Genomic DNA, 20,952 nt, shown 5'->3' with positions numbered 1-20,952 from the left:
GATTGACGGGACCGGCTCCGGCTCCCTAAGGTTCAACCGATCACTTGTAAAACGATTCAATCCTCACGACGAAGTCAGGAACATCTCCATGAGCACGGAACCCGCCGAGGCGCCGCCCGCCTTCGAATTGCGAGGGGTGACCAAGTCGTTCGGCCCGGTCGTCGCCCTCGCGAACGGGACGATCGTCCTCGAGAGCGGTCGCATCCACGCCCTGGTCGGCGAGAACGGCGCCGGCAAGTCGACGATGGTCAAGACCATCGCGGGCATCTACCAGCCCGACTCCGGATCGCTGCGCATGCGCGGCGAAGACGTGGTCTTCTCCGGCGCGGCCGAGAGCAAGGCGGCCGGCATCTCGGTGATCTACCAGGAGCCCACCCTGTTCCCCGACCTGACGGTCGCCGAGAACATCTTCATCGGAAGGCAGCCGAAGGGGCGCCTCGGGTTCGTCGACCGGGCCGCGATGCGCCGTCAGGCGACCGACCTCTTCACCCGCCTCGGTGTGCCGATCGACCCCGACCGTTCGGCGGAGGGGCTCTCCATCGCCGACCAGCAGATCATCGAGATCGCGAAGGCCATCTCGCTCGACGCCCGGGTGCTCGTCATGGACGAGCCCACGGCGGCTCTGAGCGGCGTCGAGGTCGACCGGCTCTTCGCGGTAGCTCGGAGCCTCCGCGACCAGGGCGCCGCCATCCTCTTCATCTCGCACCGCTTCGACGAGGTGTTCGCACTCTGCGACACGATCACGGTCATGCGCGACGGTGCCTACATCGCCACGCACAGTGCATCCGACATCACCGTCGACGCGCTCGTCCGCGAGATGGTCGGTCGCGACATCTCGACGCTGTTCCCCAAGGGCGAGGCCGAGGTCGGCGACGTCGTGCTGTCGGTCGAGGGTCTGAACCGTGCCGGTGTGTTCTCCGACATCTCCTTCGACGTGCGGGCCGGCGAGATCGTGGGTCTCGCCGGTCTCGTCGGCGCCGGCCGCACCGAGGTCGCTCGCGCCGTCTTCGGAATCGACCCCTACGACTCGGGGTCGGTCACGCTCTCGGGCAAGCCCGTCAAGCCGCGGTCTCCGCAGGCCTCGATCGATGCCGGGATGGCTTTCGTCCCCGAGGATCGTCGCAAGCAGGGGCTCGTCATGGAGCTCTCGGTGGCGAAGAACACCACCCTGACCCTCCGTCGGCAGCTGTCGAGGTTCGGCCTCATCTCGGCCGGTCGCGAGACGGCCGCCGCCGAAGACTGGTCGACACGGCTGCAGGTGAAGACCGGTTCGCAAGACCTGGCCGTCTCGACGCTGTCGGGCGGCAACCAGCAGAAAGTGGTGCTGGCCAAGTGGCTGGCCACCGACCCGACCTTCCTCATCGTCGACGAGCCCACGCGAGGCATCGACGTCGGCACCAAGTCGGAGGTGCATCGTCTCATCTCCGAGCTCGCCGGCCGCGGTATCGCGGTGCTGATGATCTCGTCGGAGCTTCCCGAGGTGATGGGGATGGCAGACCGGATCCTCGTCATGCACGAGGGTCGGATCTCGGCCGAGCTCGCTCGCGACGAGGCGACTGCCGAGCTCATCCTCCACGCCGCGACGACCGACAGCGCTGCCGCACACGACAAGGGGGTGGCCGCATGAGCCACGCGACTCTCACCGACAGGCCGACCGCCGCGAAGTCCTCGACGGGCACCGCACGCCGTGGTCTCGGACGCACCTTCGCGTCGCGCGAGTTCTCGGTCTTCGCGGCCCTCGCGATCCTGCTGATCGTGACCACCGTGGCGAATCCGCGCTTCCTCTCGCCCCAGGGCACGAAAGACCTCCTGCTCAACTCCGCGATCTTCGTCGTCATGGCGGTCGGCGAGGCGCTCGTGATCATCACGCGCAACGTCGACCTGTCGGTGGGCTCGATCCTCGGCCTGACGGCGTTCTCGACCGGCGCCGTCTACGCGGCCGTCCCGACCATGCCGCTGATCGGCATCTTCGTGATCGGCATCGTCTTCGGTGCCGTCCTCGGTGCGGTCAACGGTCTGATCGTCACGACCGCGAAGGTCCCGGCGCTCGTCATCACCCTCGGCACGCTCTACATCTTCCGCGGAATCAACAACGCGTGGGCCGGCAGCACCCAGTACTTCGTCGGCGATGCGCCCGACGAATTCGGCAACCTGTCCGTTCAGACCGTGCTCGGCATCCCGCTGCTCGCCCTGATCGCCCTCGTCGTCACGATCCTCTTCGCGCTCTACCTGTACGGGGCGCGGTCGGGTCGAGACCTGTACGCCATAGGATCCGACCCCACCGCCGCTGCGCTCTTCGGCATCCGGGTCAATGCCCGCGTCGTGACGGCCTTCGTCGTGAGCGGCGCCCTCTCGGGTCTCGCCGGCGTGCTCTACGCCTCCCGGTTCAACTCGGTCGGCGCCGATACGGGCACAGGCTACGAGCTGCAGATCGTCGCGGCCGTGGTGGTCGGCGGTGTGGCCATCTTCGGCGGATCGGGCACCGTCGCCGGCGCCGCCATCGGCGCGGTGCTGCTCACCACGATGACCGGCGCCCTCGCGGCCCTCAATGTCAGCAAGTTCTGGCAGCAGGCCATCGTCGGCGTTCTCATCATCGCCGCCATCCTCATCACCAAGATCATCTCCATCCGGAACGCACGCAAGCTGCGGGTCAGCGAGGCCAAGAATGTCTGACACGAAGACCGCGCCCGAAGTGCGGGCCGCTGTCGCCGCGACCGCTCCGCGGGCACCCCGTCGCCTCTGGCGGTCACGCGACGCGACGATCGTCTACGCGCTCGTGCTGATCGTCGTCCTGGCCGCGATCTTCATCCCCTACTTCGCCTCGGTGACGACCGTCAGCTTCCTGCTGATCGACGCCATCCCGATCCTGCTCATGGCGATGCCGATGGCGCTCATCATCATCACCGGCGAGATCGACCTCTCGGTCGCGAGCACGGCCGGCCTGTCGGCCGCGGTGCTCGGCGTCCTCTGGCAGCAGTCCGACGCAAAGGGGAACATCGCGGTCATCGTCGTCGTGTGCCTGGTCGTCGGAGCCGCGTGCGGCGCCTTCAACGGATTTCTCATCGCGGTCGTCGGCCTGCCCTCGCTCGCCGTCACGATCGGCACGCTCGCGCTGTTCCGCGGCCTCGCCCTGGTCGTGATCGGCGACAACGCCGTGGCCGACTTCCCCGTGTCGCTGACGACGTTCGCCACCTCGAGCATCCCGGGCATCGGCGTGCCGACCGTGATGGTCTTCGTTCTCGTGGTCGTCGCGGTCTTCGCCGTGCTGCTGCACTTCACCCCGTTCGGCCGCTCGCTCTTCGCCATCGGCTACAGCCCCGAGGCGTCGAGCTTCGTCGGAATCCGGGCCGGACGGTCGAAGTTCTGGCTCTACGTCGCGAGCGGCGTCATCTCGAGCGCGGCCGGGCTGTTCTGGGTGCTGCGCTACTCGAGCGCCCAGAGCGACAGCGTCCAGGGCCTCGAGCTGAGCGTCGTGGCGGCGGTCCTTCTCGGCGGTGTCTCGATCTTCGGCGGCTCCGGCAGCATCGTCGGCGTCGTCGCGGGCGTGCTCATCATCCGCACGGTCAACTACTCCCTCCAGCTCGGCGGCCTTCCCGACACCGTGCTCACCATCGTCACCGGCGGACTGCTCGTGCTGTCCGTCGTCGCCCCCAGCGTCTCGGCCCGCATCACCGCGGCTCGAGAGCGTCGGGCCAGAACCCGGTCCCTTGCAGCTCTAGCGACCTGACCCAGTGGCGCCTGCACCGGCGTCGTCCCCCAGAGAGGAAGAACAATGAAGTTGTCCAATCACACACCCCGAGGATCCGCCCCGTCGGCGCGCAATATCCTCGTCACGGCGATCGCAGCCACGGCCGCCCTCGGGCTCCTCGCGGGCTGCGCCGGCACCTCGTCGGGCGGAGGCTCGGGCGACGCGAACAAGAAGATCAGCATCGCGTTCGTGCCCAAGCAGCTCAACAACCCCTACACCGACGTCGAGCTGAGCGGTGGCGAGAAGGCCGCGAAGGCGACCGGCGACACGTACTCCGTCGTCGGCCCCAACACGGCCAGCGCCTCGTCGCAGGTGAGCTACATCAACACGCTCACCCAGAAGCACACCGACGTGATCGCGATCGCGGCCAACGACCCCAACGCGGTCTGCTCGTCCCTGAACCAGGCCAAGGCCGGCGGGGCGAAGATCATCACGTTCGACTCCGACACCGCGAAGTCGTGCCGGAGCCTGTTCATCAACCAGGTCGTCGCGAAAGACGTCGGCCTCGTCGAGTTGAAGCAGATGGCGGAGCAGATCAACTACGAGGGCGACATCGCGATCCTGTCGGCCACGGCGAACGCGACGAACCAGAACGCCTGGATCAAGTACATGAAAGACGAGCTCGCGTCGAACTCGAAGTACTCCAAGATCAAGCTGGTCACGACGGTCTACGGCAACGACGACGACACCACGTCGTTCCAGGCTGCTCAGGGTCTGCTCCAGTCGTACCCGAACCTCAAGGGCATCATCTCGCCCACGACGGTGGGCATCGCGGCCACGGCCCGCTACCTCTCGACGTCGTCGTACAAGGGCAAGGTCGTCCTGACCGGTCTCGGTCTGCCGAACCAGATGCGCAAGTACGTGAAAGACGGAACCGTCAAGGAGTTCGCGCTTTGGGACCCCTCCAAGATCGGCACCGCCACCGTCTACGCGGCGAAGGCTCTCGTCGCGGGGACGATCACGGGCAAGGAGGGCGACACGTTCAAGGCGGGCGACCTCGGAACCCTGAAGGTCGGCGCTGACAACACCGTCATCGTGGGGCCGCCCACCGAGTTCACCTCGGCGAACATCGACGACTACGACTTCTGATCCCGGCTCGGGCCCGCGCACCGCGCGCGGGCCCGGGTTCCAGAGGGCGAAAGGAACCCCCTCCTCATGCAACGCATCTGCTTCGTGCTCCACGTCAGGCCGGAGCGGCTCCTCGAATACGAACGGCGTCACGCCGCGGTCTGGCCCGAGATGCTCCAGGCTCTGGCCGCGACGGGCTGGCGCGACTACTCCCTCTTCTCCGACGGCCGCGGCCTGGTGGTCGGGTACCTCCTGACCGACGACTTCGATGCCGCCTCCGAGGCGATGGCCGACACCGACGTCAACGGGCGGTGGCAGCGCGACATGGCGCCGTTCTTCGTCGACGCCGACAACCCCACCGAGCAGCTCACCTCGATCTTCCATCTCGAAACCCAACTCGACTCGCTTCTCGAGTCGGAGGAGCCCGCACCGTCATGAGCCTCACGCCCGAAGTCTCCCGGCTTCTCGCCCCCCGACCCCGCCGCAAGCCGAAGGTCGGCCTCATCGCCGGTGGGCTCGGCACTTACTGGCCCCAGTTCCCGACCCTCCTCCCGCAGCTGCAGGAGTCGACCCGGTACGTCGCCGAACGCTTCGCGGCCCTCGACGCCGAGGTCGTCGACGTGGGCTTCATCTCGGATGCGCAGGATGCGAACCGTGCCGCCGAACAACTCCGGATCGGCGACTGCGACGTCATCGTGATGTTCCTCACCACCTACCTCACCTCGTCGATGGTGCTGCCGATCGCTCAGCGCACGAAGACCCCCGTGCTCGTGATCGACCTGCAGCCGACAGAGAAGATGGACCACGCGACGTTCGGCACCGGCGAGTGGCTGGCGTACTGCGGTCAGTGCGCCGTCCCCGAAGTGGCCAACGTGTTCCGCCGGGCCGGGATCCCGTTCCAGTCGGTCAGCGGCTGGCTCCGGCAGGAATCCGCGTGGGATCGCATCGGACGCTGGATCACCGCCGCCGCCGTCCGAGGCGCCCTCCGCACCGCTCGCCACGGCCTAATGGGACACCTCTATCCGGGCATGCTCGACGTCTCGACCGATCTGACCCTGGTCTCCACGCAGTTGGGATCGCACGTCGAAGTGCTCGAGTTCGACGATCTGCGCGCTCGCGTCGACCAAGTGACGGAGGCCGAGGTCGCCGACCGGACGGCCCTCGCCCACGAGGTCTTCACGATGGACGCGACGGTGGCCGAGGCCGACCTCGAGTGGGGTGCCCGTGTCTCGGTGGGCCTCGATCGGCTCGTCGACGACTTCGAGCTCGATTCGCTGGCCTATTACCACCGGGGTGTGGGCGACGACGTCTACGAGCAGCTCGGCGCCGGCATGATCCTCGGAGCGTCGCTCCTGACCGCCCGCGGCATCCCGGTGGTGGGCGAATACGAGCTCCGGACGAGCATCGCGATGCTGGCGACGCAGACGATGGGCGCCGGCGGATCCTTCACCGAGATCCAGGGCCTGAACTTCGAGGACGATGTCGTCGAGATGGGTCACGACGGCCCGGCGCATCTGGCCGTCAGCGCGCGCGACCCGCTGCTGCGGGGCCTGGGCGTCTATCACGGCAAGGCAGGCAAGGGCGTCAGCGTCGAATTCGACGTGCGGCCGGGCCCGGTCACGCTGTTCTCCCTCGGGCAGGACGTCGATGGCCGCTTCCGGTTCATCGTCTCGGAGGGCGAGGTCGTTCCCGGGCCGCTGCTCGCCATCGGCAACACGACCTCGAGGGTCGACTTCGGTCGAGACCCCGGCGAATGGGTCGACGAGTGGTCGGCGACCGGCACGGGTCACCACTGGTCTCTCGCGGTCGGTCATCGAGCCGACGACATCAAGGCCGCGGCCCGATTGCTCGAGGTGCCGTTCACCCGGATCTAGACCCCTCTCCCCGCTCCATCCCCATCGCTCCATCGATCTGCAACGACCACCTCGCACCAAGGAGAACCGGCATGACAACCTTCGCCGACATCACCCCCGTCCTCGAACGGCAGGGCATCGAACTCCCCTCCTGGGCGTTCGGCAACTCGGGCACCCGCTTCAAGGTGTTCGGCACCCCCGGCACTCCCCGCACGCCCGAGGAGAAGATCGCCGACGCGGCGAAGGTGAACGAGCTCACCGGGCTGGCCCCGGCGGTCGCGCTCCACATCCCGTGGGACCTCGTCGACGACTGGGCCGCGCTCAAGTCGTATGCCGAAGGTCTGGGAGTGCAGCTCGGCACGGTCAACAGCAACACGTTCCAAGACGACGAGTACAAGTTCGGCAGTCTCGCCCACTCGGATCCTTCGGTTCGCCGCAAGGCGATCGACCACCACCTGCGCTGCCTCGAGATCATGACCGAGACGGGCTCGCGCGACCTCAAGATCTGGCTCGCCGACGGCACCAACTACCCGGGCCAGGACAGCCTGCGCCAGCGGCAGGATCACCTCGCCGACTCGCTCGCCGAGATCTACGCAGGCTTGAGCGGCGAGCAGCGCCTCGTGCTCGAGTACAAGTTCTTCGAGCCGGCTTTCTATCACACCGACGTTCCCGACTGGGGCACCAGCTTCGCTCAGGTGAGCGCTCTCGGACCGCAGGCGTACACCTGCCTCGACACCGGACACCACGCGCCCGGCACCAACATCGAGTTCATCGTCATGCAGCTGCTCCGTCTCGGCAAGCTCGGCTCGTTCGACTTCAACTCGCGCTTCTACGCCGACGACGACCTCATAGTCGGCGCCGCCGATCCGTTCCAGCTCTTCCGCATCCTCTTCGAAGTGATCAACGGCGGAGGGCTCGAGGCCGACTCGCCCGTGCAGTTCATGCTCGACCAGTGCCACAACGTCGAAGACAAGATCCCCGGCCAGATGCGGTCGGTGCTCAACGTCCAGGAGATGACCGCGCGAGCACTCCTGGTCGATCGACCGGCGCTCGCCGCGGCCCAGGCCGAGCACGACGTCCTCGGTGCCAACCAGGTGCTGATGGACGCCTTCTACACCGACGTGCGCCCGGCCCTCGCCGACTGGCGTGAGTCGCGCGGCCTTCCGCGAGACCCCATGGCGACCTACGCCGAATCCGGTCACCAGCAGAAGATCGCCGACGAGCGCGTCGGCGGCACGCAGCTGAGCTGGAGCGCCTGACCCCATGACCGACAGCACGAAGGCCGATACCGAGATGACCGCCACCGCACCGCCCGCACCGGGCGTGATCGCCGCCGCCGACCTGATCGCCCGCTCCAACCGGCTCGGCAGCGACCCGCGCAACACGAACTACGCCGGAGGCAACACCTCCGCCAAGGGCACCGAGATCGATCCGGCCACGGGCGAGGAGGTCGAGCTGCTCTGGGTCAAGGGCTCCGGCGGCGACCTCGGAACCCTCACCGAGAGCGGGCTCGCCGTGCTGCGGCTCGATCGTCTGCGGGCTCTCGGCGGCGTCTACCGGGGTGTGGAACACGAAGACGAGATGGTGGCCGCGTTCGACTTCACACTGCACGGCAAGGGCGGCGCCGCGCCGTCGATCGACACGGCCATGCACGGGCTCGTCGATGCCGCGCACGTCGACCACCTCCACCCCGACTCCGGCATCGCCCTCGCGACGGCCGCCGACGGCGAAGCCCTGACGAAGCAGATCTTCGGGTCGAAGGTCGTCTGGGTGCCGTGGCGTCGTCCGGGCTGGCAGCTGGGGCAGGACATCGCCGACATCAAGGCGCAGAATCCCGAGGCCATCGGCACGATCCTCGGCGGCCACGGCATCACCGCGTGGGGCGACACCTCCGACGAGGCCGAGGCGAACTCGCTGTGGATCATCGAGACCGCCGCGAACTACATCGACGCGAACGGGAAGGCCGAGCCGTTCGGCGCCGAGCTCGCGGGCTACGCCGCGCTCGAGGCGTCGGCTCGCCGAGAGAGGGCGGCCGCACTGGCGCCGGCGCTGCGGGGGCTGGTGTCGACCGACCGCGCCCAGGTCGGCCATTTCAGCGACGACCCGCGGATCCTCGAGTTCCTGAGTCGTGCCGAGCACCCGCGTCTCGCAGCCCTGGGCACCTCGTGCCCCGACCATTTCTTGCGCACCAAGGTCACGCCGCTGCTTCTCGACCTGCCGCCGACCGCGACCGTCGACGAGTCGCTCGCCCGCTTCGCGACGCTGCACGACGAGTATCGCGCCGACTACCAGGCCTATTACGACCGGCACGCCACGCCCGATTCGCCGGCGATCCGGGGGCAGGATCCCGCAATCGTGCTCATCCCCGGCGTCGGCATGTTCAGCTACGGCGCCGACAAGCAGACCGCTCGCGTCGCGGGGGAGTTCTACCTCAACGCGATCAACGTCATGCGGGGCGCCGAGGCGATCTCGTCGTATGCGCCGATCGACGAGAGCGAGAAGTTCCGGATCGAGTACTGGGCCCTTGAGGAGGCGAAGCTCCAGCGCCGTCCGGCTCCCAAGCCGCTCGCGTCGCGCATCGCCCTCGTCACGGGAGCAGCCTCCGGCATCGGCAAAGCCATCGCCACGAGACTGGCCGCCGAGGGCGCCTGCGTCGTCATCGCCGACCTCGACCTCGAGAAGGCCCGGGCCGCCGCAGCAGAACTCGGCTCCGCCGATGTCGCGATCGGGATCCAGGCGAACGTCACCAGCGAAGACGAGGTCGGGCGTGGCATCGACGAGGCGCTCCTGGCCTTCGGCGGACTCGACCTGGTGGTCAACAACGCCGGGCTGTCGCTCTCGAAATCGCTGCTCGAGACCACCGTCGCCGACTGGGACCTCCAGCACAACGTCATGGCGAAGGGGTCGTTCCTGGTCTCGCGCGCCGCCGCCCGGGTCCTGATGGCTCAGCAGCTCGGCGGCGACATCGTCTACATCTCGTCGAAGAACTCGGTCTTCGCCGGACCGAACAACATCGCGTACTCGGCGACGAAGGCCGACCAGGCCCATCAGGTGCGCCTGCTGGCCGCCGAGCTGGGGGAGTACGGCATCAAGGTCAACGGCATCAACCCCGACGGAGTCGTCCGCGGTTCGGGCATCTTCGCGGGCGGCTGGGGGGCGAAGCGCGCCGCCGTCTACGGTGTGCCCGAAGAGGAGCTCGGCGCCTACTACGCCCAGCGCACCCTGCTGAAGCGCGAGGTGCTGCCGGAGCATGTGGCCAACGCCGTCTTCGTGCTGACCGCCGGCGATCTGTCGCACACGACGGGGCTGCACATCCCGGTCGATGCGGGTGTCGCCGCAGCCTTCCTGCGATGACAGGCCCATCAGCGCCGGGCGGCTCTTCCGCGACGACGGAACCCGGGCGATGACCTCCGGCACCGTCGCCGCCGTCGACCTGGGGGCGACCAGCGGGCGGGTCATGCTCGGGCACGTCGACGGCCGATCGGTGCGCCTGCAGCACGTCGCCCGATTCGCCAACCGGCCGGTGTCGATCGCCGAGGGGGAGGGGCGGTCGGGACTCCACTGGGACGTCCTCGGTCTGTGGGCGTCCATACGCGACGGGTTGGCCGAGGCGCTCCGCAGCGAGCCGGAGGTGTCGTCGATCGGCGTCGACTCGTGGGCCGTCGACTACGGACTCCTGCGGCAGGGCCGTCTCGTCGGGCTGCCGTACCACTACCGCGACGACCGCTCGGCGGGCGGTGTCGTCGACGTGCACCGGGCCGTGCCCGCCGACGAGCTCTACCGCCGGACGGGCCTCGCGCATCTGCCGTTCAACACCGTGTTCCAGCTGGCGGCCGACCGGGCCGCCGGAACTCTGGCATTCGCCGACCGGGCACTGCTCATCCCCGACCTCGTCGGCCGATGGCTGACGGGCGTCGACGTGACCGAGCGGACGAACGCGTCGACCACCGGGCTGCTGTCGGCGGCCACGGGAGACTGGGATCCTCGGCTCGTCGACACCCTCGGGCTGCCGGGCACCCTGTTCGCCCCGCTCGTCGATCCGGGGGCGTCGGTGGGCGGGCTGCTGCCCGACCTCGCGCGCGACATCGGCGTCGGTCGGGCCGTGCCGGTCACGGCTGTCGGCTCGCACGACACCGCATCCGCCGTCGTCGGCGCCCCGCTCCTCGACGAGCACTCGGCCTACATCTCGAGCGGCACCTGGTCGCTGGTCGGTCTCGAGCTCGAGCAGCCGGTGGTCACGGAGGCCGCGCGAGCCGCGAACTTCACCAACGAGGGAGGCGTCGACGCGCGCATCCGGTTCTTGAAGAACATATCCGGGCTCTGGCTGCTGAGCGAGTCGATGCGCACATGGGACTCCGCCTCGGGCAAGGCGTCGACCGACGCGACGCGGTCGTCCGACCTCGCCGCCCTGCTCGCGGCGGCGGCCGAGGTGACGGCACCGGTCGCGGTCTTCGACGCCTCCGACGAGCGCTTCACCCCACCGGGCGACATGCCGAGAAGGATCCGCGACTGGTGCGATGAACACGGCGTCGCGGCGCCGTCGACGCGGGCCGAGTGCGTCCGCAGCATCCTCGAGTCGCTGGCTGCGGCGTATGCCGACACCCTCGACGAGGCCGAGCGTCTCTCGGGGCGCACCATCACGACGGTCCACATCGTCGGCGGCGGGTCGCAGAACACGCTGCTCTGCCAGCTCACCGCCGATCGCACCGGGAGGAGCGTGCTCGCCGGTCCTGTCGAGGCGACCGCCCTCGGAAACGTTCTCGTCCAGGCGCGCGCCGCGGGTCTCCTCTCGGGCAGTCTGGAGTCCCTTCGCTCTCTCGTCCGCGCGGCGTTTCCACCCGTCCGGTATCAGCCGGCCACCGTCTCTCTCCCCTCCGAAAGGTCCTGACCCATGGTCGAACGCCGCATTCCCCGCTTCCACGACCTCGCGCCGCTGATGCAGTTCAAGAAGCCCACCTTCGACCTGAAGGCGAAGCGGCTGCGCGAGGCCCTCACGATCGAAGACCTCCGGAGGATCGCGAAGCGGCGCACGCCGACTGCCGCGTTCGACTACACCGACGGTTCCGCCGAGGCCGAGATCTCGCTGCGCCGAGCTCGGCAGGCATTCCGCGACGTGCAGTTCAACCCGGCGATCCTCCGCGACGTCGCCCACGTCGACACCGGATGGGACGTCCTCGGCAAGCGCGTCGCGCAGCCGTTCGGCATCGCGCCGACCGGCTTCACCCGCATGATGCAGACCGAGGGCGAGAAGGCCGGGGCCACCGCGGCGGCGGCTGCCGGCATCCCGTTCTCGCTCTCGACGATGGGCACCGCGTCTGTCGAAGACGTGGCCGAGGCCGCTCCGAACGGCCGCAACTGGTTCCAGCTGTACATGTGGAAGGACCGCGACCGCTCGATGGCTCTCGTCGAGCGCGCGGCCAAGGCCGGATTCGACACGCTGCTCGTGACCGTCGACGTGCCGGTCGCCGGCGCTCGCCTCCGAGACTCCCGCAACGGCATGACGATCCCGCCGTCGCTAACGCCCCGCACGATCATCGATGCGCTGCCGCGCCCCTGGTGGTGGGTCGACTTCCTCACCACCGAGCCGCTGGCGTTCGCGTCGCTCGACCGCTGGTCGGGCACTGTCGCCGAGCTCCTGAACACCATGTTCGACCCGACCGTCACCTACGACGACCTGGCCTGGATCAAGTCGCAGTGGCCCGGCAAGCTGGTCGTCAAGGGCATCCAGACGCTCGACGATGCCAAACGCGTCACCGAGCTCGGGGTCGACGGCCTGATCCTGTCAAACCACGGCGGACGTCAGCTCGACCGGGCCCCGATCCCGTTCCACACTCTGCCCGAGGTGGCGCGCGAGGTCGGCGCCGACACCGAGGTCTGGGTCGACACCGGAATCATGTCGGGGGCCGACGTCGTCGCGTCGATCGCGCTGGGGGCCAGGTTCACGCTCGTAGGCCGCGCGTATCTGTACGGTCTGATGGCCGGCGGCCGCGAGGGCGTCGACCGCATGATCGAGATCCTGTCGACCGAAGTCGCTCGTACCATGCGGCTGCTCGGCGTGAATTCGCTCGAGGAGCTGAACCCGTCGCACGTGACGCAGCTGGAACGGTTGGCGCCGCGTGCCCGGTCGTAGCGGCTGGCTCTGCGGTCGCTGCTGGGACACGCCGTGCGGACTCCCCGAGGCGCCGCGGCGCCTCCGCTAGTCCGCAACGCGTCTCCAGCCAGCTAGTGCCAGTGCAGCGACGCCCCCGCGAAGCTCGCGACGAGCGCGCCCGACTCCGCGTCGAGCACGAGCGTCGTCGCCCCCACGGGAGCCGGCGCGATCGTCGCGCCATCCGACCGAGCGCCGACAGGAGCCGATACGACGGTGAGGTACTGGCCATTCGGCGAGACGCCCAGCGACGACAGCCGCGAGCTGGAGGGCGCCGTGTAGAGCGCGCGCGAACCGACGATGATCGACCGGGTCGAGGTCGCGAGGCGAGCCGTGTCGGATCCTGCGCGAACCGTGCCCGCCGACTTGATCAGCGATCGTTCGCCGACCGTCAGAGAGTCAGCCGAGACAGTCGTCGTCGTGCCCTCGAGTCCGAGATCGGCGCGCGTGATGGTGCCGCCGGGGGCGTGCGTCACGACGACCGGTGCCCCGGGTGTCATGCCCCAGGCGGTAGTCACGAGAGCCCGTCGGTCCGCGCCCTTGAGTGGCTCGGCTCGGTGTACGCCGGCGAGGTCGATCGAGTAGAGACGCTCGGCGGAGTCGGGCGCGGCTCCCGTGGCCGTGAACCCGAAGACGAGGATCCCGGTGGGCGCGTCCAGAGACAGGCTCCGCACGAGCCCGGGGCCGGGCAGGAGCAGGTTTTCGCGGGTCCCGTCACGGGCGACGATCGACAGGGTCGACGTGCCCCCGTCGTCGGCCGCGACGACGAGGTCGGTACCGATCGAGGCGAAGGCCTGAATACCCCGGGCCTCGTAGACGACGTCGCGCCCGACCGTGTTCACCGAGGCCTCGACGATGCGATCGACGCCACCGGCGGTGGCCGACCGGTCGAGCGTCAGCACCTCGGCGTTCGCCGTCGTGAACGTCGTCTCGACGTCGGCGTCGCGCGACCCGAAGATGCTCGTCACCCCGTCGACGGCCACGGAGTACCTCGTCGCCGAGTGCAGCCGCCGGGAGAACTGGACGGTCACCACCGTGCCGGCCGTCGACACGGTGAACGGCGTCGTCGGCGTGACGCGCACCTGGCTCGAGCGCACCGTCGACACCGACTCGTTAAGAAACAGCCGGGCCTGCTGGTCGGTCCGCTGAGTGACCGCGGCGGCGTCGACGCGCGTCTCGTCGAGGCGGGGTCCGCGGCTCTGAGTCACGACGACCAGGGCGGTGCAGATGAGCGCCAGCACGATCACGACGACGGTGAACGCGCGGGCGAACGACAGCTGGCGGGGGGCCTCGTCGGCATCAGTGCCGCCCGCACCGAAGTCAGTAGAGGTACGGGTCACGGGGCTGGGCGATCTTCGCGAGGGTTCGGGGTGCCAGGGTGATCGGGGCTGACGACGCGGTGCTGGGGTTGGTGGCAAACGATCCGCGGATCCTGACCCACTGGTTCTTCTTCAGGTCTTTGCTCCACCCCGGGTCGTAGACGGGCACGCCGACCGGCTGGGCATCGACGGCGCAGCAGGTGACGACGAAGCGCGTGACGAAGAACGAGTTGTCGGGGTCATCGGGGGAGGGGCTGACGAAGCCGGTCACATCCACCGACTGGTTCTCGTAGGTGCCGATGTCGGTCGACTGGCGCAGTCGCGTCGCCCAGTCGAGCACCGTGTAGGTCGAGGTCGGGCCGGTCGCGGGAGCATCGCCGCCCGAGGTCGTGACGACCGCCGTACCGAGACCCCGAGTGCCGGCGGTGGCGCTGGTGAGCGTTGCGGGAGGCAGTACGACGAGGCTGGCCGCGACGGCCGCCGTGACGACGAGACCCGCGGTGCCGAGAATGCGGCTGCGGCGGGCGGGTGACTCCGCGCCTGCGGCTCCATCGCGCTGGGCTGCCGGGGCGTCCTCTCCGCCGTGGCCCGGCTCGTCATCACCGTCGGGTGACAGCGCCAGTGCGAGCAGCGCCAGCGCCATCCCGATCACCGTCAGCACGACCGTGAACACGACGTATCTGGGGTGAATGTAGAGCACGAGCTGACCCGCCGCGGCGAGCCACAGCGTCGTCACTCCGATGATCAGCGTGAGAGCGACCCCGCGCCACCGGGCACTCAGTGCAGCGAGCGAGAGCCTAGGCAAGGGCGTTCACCGCCAGCCCGAGCGCCGCGGCGACCAGTGCCACGACCAGAGAGATCTGCACCAGCACGACCGGTCGATACGTGGTGCGGAGCAGCGTCAGCATCTTAATGTCGACGATCGGCCCGAAGACGAGGAACGCGACGATCGATCCCGGCAAGAACGTCGACGCGAACGGCAGCACGAAGAACGCGTCGACGTTCGAGCAGATCGAGATGACGAAGGCGAGCGCCATCATCGCGAGGATCGACCAGAGCGGGTTCGACCCCAGAGCCAGCAGCACCGATCTCGGCACGAGCGTCTGCACACCGCCGGCGATCGCGGCCCCGACGAAGAGAGCGGGGAGCATGGTCGACATCTCTCGGCGGAAGAGCACAGCTGACGACGTCAGTCGCGAGTGCGGGTGGTCGTGCGGGGTCTCGGGGATCCTGCACTCCGCATCGAACTGCCTCGTCAGCAGCGACCGCTCGTCGCGCTGCTTCGCGTAGAGCCAGCCGAGCAGGTTGGCGACGACGAAGCCGCCCAGAACGCGCGAGACGAGGATCCCATCGCTCCAGCCGAACGCCTGATAGGTCGTGATGATCGTGATCGGGTTGACGATGGGCGCGGCGATCAAGAACGTCATCGAGTCGGAGACCGAGAAGCCCTTCACGACGAGTCCGCGTGCGAGAGGCACGTTGCCGCACTCGCACACCGGCAGGAAGACGCCGAGCAGCGAGATCACGGCCCGCCTCGCGGTGGGGTTGCGCGGCAGCCAGGCCGCGAAGAATCCGGCGGGCAGCCACACCTGCACCACGATCGACAACACGATGCCGAGCAGCACGAACGGCATCGACTCGACGATGACGCTCAGCGTGAGAGTGACGAAATCTTGCAGACGGTCGGGCAGGATCCCGGCCGGCAGGGTCGCCGTAGTGATCCGGACGAGCGCGAGAGCTGCGACGACGATGAGCCCCGCGACGAGCAGGCGGCGGGATGCGCGGCGCGGCCCGTGTGCGTGCTGTGCGCCCGGGTCGCGGGGCGCGCCGTGCTCGTGGGCCGCGGGCAGGGTGGTCGTCACGCGTCGACGGTAGCCGTCGCTGTCCGAATTTGAAGGAGAAACCGCCGCCCGCCAATGAAGACATCAGGATCCGGCGGGGTCGCCCCCACAGATATCCTTCGAATTCGGGGGCGATGCCGGCCCGATTGCTCCTATTCCAATGTTGAATACTTATATGAACCCATCTGCTCAAGGCTGCACCCTCCGCGAGGCCGTCCTGGCGGACCCGACGGAAGCCGTGGCCATAGCCATTCGTAGGCCGATCGGGGGCGTCCTCTCGGCACTCGACGAGGCCTTCGTCGATGCTCATGCCGAGGCCTCCGAGCGATTCTTCCTCGCGTGGCTTGACGCACTGCCGCGCACCGACCGGATCGGCGCGGCTCGAGACATCGCCGATCACTACATTCTCGGCATGGCCTGGCTGCCCCGGGCCTACGACAAGGCGGTGGCAGTGGAGCTCCGATCTCTCGCTGATGCCCTCCGAGTGGTCGCCGAGATCCAGGCCGGATATCGCGAACTGTCGGAGAGCCCCGATGTGAGCTTCGGCTTGCCACTTGTCGAGAGGTACGAGCGCGTCGCCGAGCAGCTGCAAGAGATCGCGGCACTTGCATCGGTCGACGCCGAACGCCTGATGCGCGGCGACCTGATCGACTAGCCCCCGGCACTGCCTCCGACTCCGACTCCGGCTCTGCTCCGAATTCGAAGGAGAAACCGCCTCGCGCCAACGAAGACATCAGGATCCGGCGGGGTCGCCCCCACAGATCTCCTTCGAATTCGGAAGTCGGGCGCGCGAGCAGAGGCCCCGGGTGCACGGATGTTCACGTCACCGGCGCTCCGGCTCCGCGCCGGCAGCTCCCACCAGCTCGGCACTGCACATCCGTGCACATGCTGGTAGCGACCGTGCAAGCTCCACTAATTTCAAAGGTGGTTCACCTTGGATAGAGGTGCGCCGACCCGCGCAGTCGCCTAGTCGGCGGCTCACACCCACAACAATGGAGTTAGCAGTGAGCGAATACGTCATCGCACTCGACCAGGGCACCACCTCGACGAGGGCCATCATCTTCGACCACTCGGGGTCGATCGTCTCGACGGGTCAGCTCGAGCACGAGCAGATCTTCCCGCGTGCGGGCTGGGTCGAGCACGACCCGAAAGAGATCTGGAACAACACCCGCGAGGTCATCGGCCAGGCGCTGTCGAAGGCGAACATCACCCGCCACGACATCAAGGCGATCGGCATCACGAACCAGCGCGAGACCGCTGTGGTGTGGGACAAGAACACCGGCGAGCCCGTCTACAACGCCATCGTGTGGCAAGACACGCGCACCCAGTCGATCGTCGACCGCCTCGCCAAAGACGGCGGCGTCGAGCGCTTCAAGCCGATCGTCGGCCTGCCGCTCGCGACCTACTTCGCCGGAACGAAGATCGTGTGGATCCTCGACAACGTCGACGGTGCCCGCGAGAAGGCCGAGGCCGGCGACCTGCTCTTCGGCACCACCGACACCTGGGTGCTCTGGAACCTCACCGGCGGCACCAAGGGCGGCGTCCACGTCACCGACGTGACCAACGCTTCGCGCACCCTCTTCATGGACCTCGAGACGCTCCAGTGGCGTCAAGACATCCTCGACGTGTTCGGCGTCCCGGCTTCCATGCTCCCCGAGATCAAGTCGTCGTCCGAGGTCTACGGAATGGCGAGCGACTCGTCGCTTCTCCGCGAGGTGCCGATCGCCGGCATCCTGGGCGACCAGCAGGCGGCGACCTTCGGTCAGGCCGCATTTGACCAGGGCGAGTCGAAGAACACCTACGGCACCGGTAACTTCCTCATCTTCAACACGGGCGAAGAGATCGTCCACTCCGAGAACGGCCTGCTCACCACGCTCGGCTACAAGCTCGGAGATGCGGCACCGCACTACGCCCTCGAAGGATCCATCGCGGTCACCGGCTCGCTCATCCAGTGGCTTCGAGACAATCTCGGCATCATCAAGTCGGCGCCCGAGGTCGAGACGCTCGCGACAACGGTCGACGACAACGGTGGCGTCTACATCGTGCCGGCGTTCTCTGGTCTGTTCGCGCCGTACTGGCGTTCCGACGCTCGCGGTGCGATCGTCGGGCTCACGCGCTACGTCAACAAGGGCCACATCGCTCGCGCCGCTCTCGAGTCGACCGCATTCCAGACCCGCGAGGTGCTCGACGCGGTCAACGCCGATTCCGGTGTCGACCTCACCGAGCTCAAGGTCGATGGCGGCATGACTGCCAACGATGCGCTCATGCAGTTCCAGGCCGACCTGCTCAACGTGCCGGTCGTGCGTCCCGTTGTCGCCGAGACCACCGCGCTCGGTGCCGCCTACGCCGCGGGTCTCGCCGTCGGCTTCTGGGCCAACCTCGGCGAACTCCGCGCCAACTGGCAGGAGTCGAAGCGCTGGGAGCCGTCGATGGACGTCGCCGAGCGTGAGCGCCAGATGCGCCTCTGGAAGAAGGCCGTTACGAAGACCTTCGACTGGGTCGACGAAGACGTTCTCTAGCCAACCCTGGCGCCGCACCACGTATCGCGGACTCCCAGGCCTGCCGTGGCAGGTCTCTGAGTCCGCGATACGCGTTAAGGCACAAGCCAAGCCGCACCGTCAGGCGCGCGTAGCCCGCTCCGCCACGATCGACTTGAGCGTCTCGTCGAGGTACGGGTGCTCGAACTCGTAGCCGGCCGCGGTCAGCCGCTCGGGCACGACCCAGCGGCTCTTGAGCACGAGCTCGACCTCGGTGCGGATCGCCGCCGTGCCGAGTTCGAGCATCCACCGGAACGCGGGCAGGCCGAACGGGACGCCGAGCGCGTGGCGCAGATCGCGCATCATCGTGCGGTTGTCGTTGGGGTTCGGGGAGGCGAGGTTGACGACGCCCTCGATCTCGTCGTGCTCGCGCAGAAACCGGATGCTGCCGACGACGTCGTCGATGTGGATCCAGCTGAACTTCTGCCGCCCTCCCGCCGCACCGAACGCGTGATACGTGCCGGCCTCGCGTCGAGCCGCTGTCGACGGCCACGGCCCGTCGAGCTGAGGGCCGCCGAGGCCCGCGCGAGCAAGATTGATCAGGGGCACGAGGGCGCTGCCGTCGCCGAGCACGATCGCCATGCGCAGGGCGATACGGCGGGTGCCGGGCAGGTCGCGCGCGAAGAACTCGTCCTCCCAAGTTGTGGCGATCGACACCGAGAATCCCTGGCCGATCTCGCCGGTCGACTCGGTCTGCGGGTGGTCTTCGGCATGGCGGTAGATGGTCGCCGTCGATGAGTTCAGCCACAGTCGCGGCGGGTTGTCGCTCGCGGCGATCGCCTCGCCCAGCTCGCGTGTCGTCTCGATGCGCGACCGGAGGATCTCCCGCCGATTCGCCTCGTCGTAGCGGCAGTTGACGCTCTTGCCGGCCATATTGATGACGAGGTCGGCTCCATCGACGAGCTGCCGGATCCTGGTGGTCTCTCCCCAGCGCGCATCGGGGCCGGTGCGCCCGATCAGCTTCACGTCGGAGCCTTCGGCGCGGAACACGCGGGCGAGGTGGTCGCCGATGAAGCCCGAAGCCCCGGCGATGACGATGCGGTCGGTCATGGTGCCTCTTCCAGAGTGATGGCGTAGTCGAAGTGGCCGGAGTATTCGTAGACCCGACCGACGAGTGGCAGCGAGAGGATCACCGTGACGTGCTGGCGGTCGACGTCGTCGTCGAAGCGCTCGGTGAGGGCGACGCGCGGGGCGAGAGCACGGGGGAGTGCCATCCGGCGGCGTCCGACCCGAATGGTGAGACCGCGGGAATCCAGGCGCAACGACCCGTCCCGCACGGTCGCCGAGAGCTCCGCGCCCAGTAGACGGGACGGGCCGAGGTGATCCACGAGACCCGAGGGCTCGGCCGTGATGGCATCGACCATGGTGCGCGTACCGCCGTGGCGTGCGCCGAAGTGGAAGGTCCGTACGGCGGCGACTGCCGTGTGTGCGGCTGCGTCGACCACGGGGCGGTTCTCGACGTCGAAGGGAACGTCGGCGGCCCAGACCGGAAAGGCGATGCCTTGAAGGCTCAGGATCCGCAGCGCCGGCCACAGCCACCGGCGCGGGGTGCCCACCACGTCGAACGTGCCCTGCCCCCGGCCGACCGACCCCTCGGGGATCGCGCCGAAGTACGTCCGCAGACGCGGGTGCAGATTGTCGAGTTCGTCCCCCAGGATGCACTCGTACGGCGAGGCCATAGCTCGACGCTAGCGGTCGGCATGGCAGCGATGTTCGAGAATCCCTCGATGTCGAGGGGTGACGTCGTGGCTAGAGCAGGAGGTCGCGCCCGGTCTGGTCGTCGACGACCGCGTCAGTCGCGTGGTCGCGAACGGAATCGATGCCGTTCTGCGCTGCGCCTTTGGTGCTGTAGTTCTCGCTCGTGGCGATCACTTGCCCGGTGGTGGAGACGAGGCTGAAGCGGTAGGCACCGCTCTCGGTCTTGGTGAGGACGAACTTGCCAGGCATGAGTACCCCTTGTCGATGACGGTGGATGAAGACTAGTCCGAGAGCAGGACGGCGAGGGCGCTCTTGAGGGTCTCACGGTCACGGCGCAGTTTGGCGACCTCGGTCTCGAGCTCGGCCACTCGCGCGTCTGCCGACGCGGCGGCACTCGGGCGACCTCGTCGGACCGGCGGCTCGGCCGGCGCCTCGGGGCCCGCTGCGACCGGAGCCGCGGCGGTCTCGACGACCTCGGGTGCTTCGGAGACGGGCTCGTCGGGGGTGTTCGCCTTCTCATGTGCACGGATCCAACCGCGGAGCGACTGCTCGCCGACCTGGAACTCGTCGGCCGTCTCGCGGATGATGGCGCGGTTGCCCGGCTCGGCTTCGCGGCGCTCGAGCACGCGGGCCAGCGAGGCCTCACGCGTGTCGGGGGAGTACTTCTGTTCGAATGGCATGACTGACTCTCGACGTGTGCTGACAGATATGTGCCGGAGGCCCTCCGGCTATATGCGCAT

The 20,952-nt window shown here is 68.3% G+C and carries 19 protein-coding genes; 12 read left to right on the top strand and 7 right to left on the bottom strand.

Annotation, left to right across the window (positions count from 1 at the left end; genetic code table 11):
• The first annotated feature begins 88 nt into the window (after positions 1 to 88).
• From EDF39_RS11425 to EDF39_RS11380, 10 genes are all read left to right on the top strand, one after another.
• Positions 89 to 1,627 (top strand): sugar ABC transporter ATP-binding protein, encoded by a 1,539-nt coding sequence (locus EDF39_RS11425; protein WP_123943164.1) that lies wholly within the window; start codon positions 89 to 91, stop codon positions 1,625 to 1,627.
• The gene (locus EDF39_RS11420; RefSeq protein ID WP_123943162.1) at positions 1,624 to 2,673 is read left to right on the top strand and encodes an ABC transporter permease; all 1,050 of its coding nucleotides are present in this window, start codon (positions 1,624 to 1,626) and stop codon (positions 2,671 to 2,673) included. Before EDF39_RS11425 ends, EDF39_RS11420 begins: the two co-directional genes overlap by 4 nt.
• A complete protein-coding gene (locus tag EDF39_RS11415) occupies positions 2,666 to 3,727 on the top strand; it encodes an ABC transporter permease (RefSeq protein WP_123943160.1) in 1,062 nt (353 codons plus the stop codon). Before EDF39_RS11420 ends, EDF39_RS11415 begins: the two co-directional genes overlap by 8 nt.
• Positions 3,728 to 3,772: 45 nt before the next feature.
• A complete protein-coding gene (gene rhaS / locus EDF39_RS11410) occupies positions 3,773 to 4,837 on the top strand; it encodes a rhamnose ABC transporter substrate-binding protein (RefSeq protein WP_123943158.1) in 1,065 nt (354 codons plus the stop codon).
• A gap of 66 nt (positions 4,838 to 4,903) precedes the next feature.
• The gene (locus EDF39_RS11405) at positions 4,904 to 5,254 is read left to right on the top strand and encodes an L-rhamnose mutarotase (protein WP_123943156.1); all 351 of its coding nucleotides are present in this window, start codon (positions 4,904 to 4,906) and stop codon (positions 5,252 to 5,254) included.
• Complete coding sequence (locus EDF39_RS11400) at positions 5,251 to 6,690, top strand: L-fucose/L-arabinose isomerase family protein (RefSeq protein WP_123943154.1); 1,440 nt, start codon at positions 5,251 to 5,253, stop codon at positions 6,688 to 6,690. The genes EDF39_RS11405 and EDF39_RS11400 overlap by 4 nt, the downstream gene beginning before the upstream one ends.
• A 71-nt stretch (positions 6,691 to 6,761) precedes the next feature.
• Positions 6,762 to 7,928, top strand: a complete 1,167-nt coding sequence (rhaI, locus tag EDF39_RS11395) for an L-rhamnose isomerase (RefSeq protein ID WP_123943152.1) — start codon at positions 6,762 to 6,764, stop codon at positions 7,926 to 7,928.
• A 34-nt stretch (positions 7,929 to 7,962) separates the two neighbouring features.
• A complete protein-coding gene (locus EDF39_RS11390; protein WP_123943478.1) occupies positions 7,963 to 10,023 on the top strand; it encodes a bifunctional aldolase/short-chain dehydrogenase in 2,061 nt (686 codons plus the stop codon).
• Positions 10,024 to 10,072: 49 nt separating this feature from the next.
• Positions 10,073 to 11,557: a rhamnulokinase family protein gene (locus EDF39_RS11385; protein ID WP_123943150.1), complete on the top strand. Its 1,485-nt coding sequence runs from the start codon at positions 10,073 to 10,075 to the stop codon at positions 11,555 to 11,557.
• Between the two features lie 3 nt (positions 11,558 to 11,560).
• The gene (locus tag EDF39_RS11380) at positions 11,561 to 12,799 is read left to right on the top strand and encodes an alpha-hydroxy acid oxidase (RefSeq protein ID WP_123943148.1); all 1,239 of its coding nucleotides are present in this window, start codon (positions 11,561 to 11,563) and stop codon (positions 12,797 to 12,799) included.
• Positions 12,800 to 12,891: 92 nt separating this feature from the next.
• On the opposite strand, the gene EDF39_RS11375 is transcribed toward EDF39_RS11380, so the two are convergent.
• Genes EDF39_RS11375 through EDF39_RS11365 form a run of 3 tightly spaced genes read right to left on the bottom strand, consistent with a single transcriptional unit; the run spans position 12,892 to position 15,998 of the window.
• A complete protein-coding gene (locus EDF39_RS11375) occupies positions 12,892 to 14,157 on the bottom strand; it encodes a hypothetical protein (protein ID WP_123943146.1) in 1,266 nt (421 codons plus the stop codon).
• Positions 14,138 to 14,941 (bottom strand): TIGR03943 family protein, encoded by an 804-nt coding sequence (locus EDF39_RS11370; RefSeq protein WP_233573062.1) that lies wholly within the window; start codon positions 14,939 to 14,941, stop codon positions 14,138 to 14,140. Before EDF39_RS11370 ends, EDF39_RS11375 begins: the two co-directional genes overlap by 20 nt.
• Positions 14,934 to 15,998: a permease gene (locus tag EDF39_RS11365; RefSeq protein ID WP_233573063.1), complete on the bottom strand. Its 1,065-nt coding sequence runs from the start codon at positions 15,996 to 15,998 to the stop codon at positions 14,934 to 14,936. The genes EDF39_RS11370 and EDF39_RS11365 overlap by 8 nt, the downstream gene beginning before the upstream one ends.
• 154 nt (positions 15,999 to 16,152) lie before the next feature.
• On the opposite strand from EDF39_RS11365, the gene EDF39_RS11360 reads away from it, so the two are divergent.
• Positions 16,153 to 16,632 (top strand): hypothetical protein, encoded by a 480-nt coding sequence (locus EDF39_RS11360; protein ID WP_123943144.1) that lies wholly within the window; start codon positions 16,153 to 16,155, stop codon positions 16,630 to 16,632.
• Between the two features lie 349 nt (positions 16,633 to 16,981).
• Positions 16,982 to 18,496, top strand: a complete 1,515-nt coding sequence (glpK, locus tag EDF39_RS11355) for a glycerol kinase GlpK (RefSeq protein ID WP_055963569.1) — start codon at positions 16,982 to 16,984, stop codon at positions 18,494 to 18,496.
• Between the two features lie 99 nt (positions 18,497 to 18,595).
• On the opposite strand, the gene EDF39_RS11350 is transcribed toward glpK, so the two are convergent.
• The 4 genes from EDF39_RS11350 to EDF39_RS11335 form a co-directional block, all read right to left on the bottom strand.
• On the bottom strand, positions 18,596 to 19,564 hold the full coding sequence (locus EDF39_RS11350) for an epimerase (protein WP_123943142.1): 969 nt from the start codon (positions 19,562 to 19,564) through the stop codon (positions 18,596 to 18,598).
• The gene (locus EDF39_RS11345) at positions 19,561 to 20,193 is read right to left on the bottom strand and encodes a DUF4166 domain-containing protein (protein ID WP_123943140.1); all 633 of its coding nucleotides are present in this window, start codon (positions 20,191 to 20,193) and stop codon (positions 19,561 to 19,563) included. The genes EDF39_RS11350 and EDF39_RS11345 overlap by 4 nt, the downstream gene beginning before the upstream one ends.
• Before the next feature lie 70 nt (positions 20,194 to 20,263).
• Positions 20,264 to 20,461: a YegP family protein gene (locus EDF39_RS11340; protein WP_123943138.1), complete on the bottom strand. Its 198-nt coding sequence runs from the start codon at positions 20,459 to 20,461 to the stop codon at positions 20,264 to 20,266.
• 32 nt (positions 20,462 to 20,493) lie between these two features.
• Positions 20,494 to 20,892 (bottom strand): hypothetical protein, encoded by a 399-nt coding sequence (locus EDF39_RS11335; protein WP_123943136.1) that lies wholly within the window; start codon positions 20,890 to 20,892, stop codon positions 20,494 to 20,496.
• Positions 20,893 to 20,952: the final 60 nt, after the last annotated feature.

The sequence above is a fragment of the Frondihabitans sp. PhB161 genome (assembly GCF_003814635.1).
Lineage (GTDB): Bacteria > Actinomycetota > Actinomycetes > Actinomycetales > Microbacteriaceae > Frondihabitans.
Note: the sequence above shows the minus strand (reverse complement) of the source record. Positions and strands in the feature narration are given on the sequence as shown.

Bases quoted from the DNA above. Each gene is read 5' to 3' on its own strand.
- EDF39_RS11335 (WP_123943136.1), bottom strand. From the start codon at position 20,892: ATGCCATTCGAACAGAAGTACTCCCCCGACACGCGTGAGGCCTCGCTG.
- EDF39_RS11390 (WP_123943478.1), top strand. From the start codon at position 7,963: ATGACCGCCACCGCACCGCCCGCACCGGGCGTGATCGCCGCCGCCGAC.
- EDF39_RS11380 (WP_123943148.1), top strand. From the start codon at position 11,561: ATGGTCGAACGCCGCATTCCCCGCTTCCACGACCTCGCGCCGCTGATG.
- rhaI (WP_123943152.1), top strand. From the start codon at position 6,762: ATGACAACCTTCGCCGACATCACCCCCGTCCTCGAACGGCAGGGCATC.
- rhaS (WP_123943158.1), top strand. From the start codon at position 3,773: ATGAAGTTGTCCAATCACACACCCCGAGGATCCGCCCCGTCGGCGCGC.
- EDF39_RS11405 (WP_123943156.1), top strand. From the start codon at position 4,904: ATGCAACGCATCTGCTTCGTGCTCCACGTCAGGCCGGAGCGGCTCCTC.
- EDF39_RS11385 (WP_123943150.1), top strand. From the start codon at position 10,073: ATGACCTCCGGCACCGTCGCCGCCGTCGACCTGGGGGCGACCAGCGGG.
- EDF39_RS11415 (WP_123943160.1), top strand. From the start codon at position 2,666: ATGTCTGACACGAAGACCGCGCCCGAAGTGCGGGCCGCTGTCGCCGCG.
- EDF39_RS11400 (WP_123943154.1), top strand. From the start codon at position 5,251: ATGAGCCTCACGCCCGAAGTCTCCCGGCTTCTCGCCCCCCGACCCCGC.
- EDF39_RS11350 (WP_123943142.1), bottom strand. From the start codon at position 19,564: ATGACCGACCGCATCGTCATCGCCGGGGCTTCGGGCTTCATCGGCGAC.
- EDF39_RS11420 (WP_123943162.1), top strand. From the start codon at position 1,624: ATGAGCCACGCGACTCTCACCGACAGGCCGACCGCCGCGAAGTCCTCG.
- EDF39_RS11425 (WP_123943164.1), top strand. From the start codon at position 89: ATGAGCACGGAACCCGCCGAGGCGCCGCCCGCCTTCGAATTGCGAGGG.
- EDF39_RS11345 (WP_123943140.1), bottom strand. From the start codon at position 20,193: ATGGCCTCGCCGTACGAGTGCATCCTGGGGGACGAACTCGACAATCTG.
- EDF39_RS11360 (WP_123943144.1), top strand. From the start codon at position 16,153: ATGAACCCATCTGCTCAAGGCTGCACCCTCCGCGAGGCCGTCCTGGCG.
- EDF39_RS11340 (WP_123943138.1), bottom strand. From the start codon at position 20,461: ATGCCTGGCAAGTTCGTCCTCACCAAGACCGAGAGCGGTGCCTACCGC.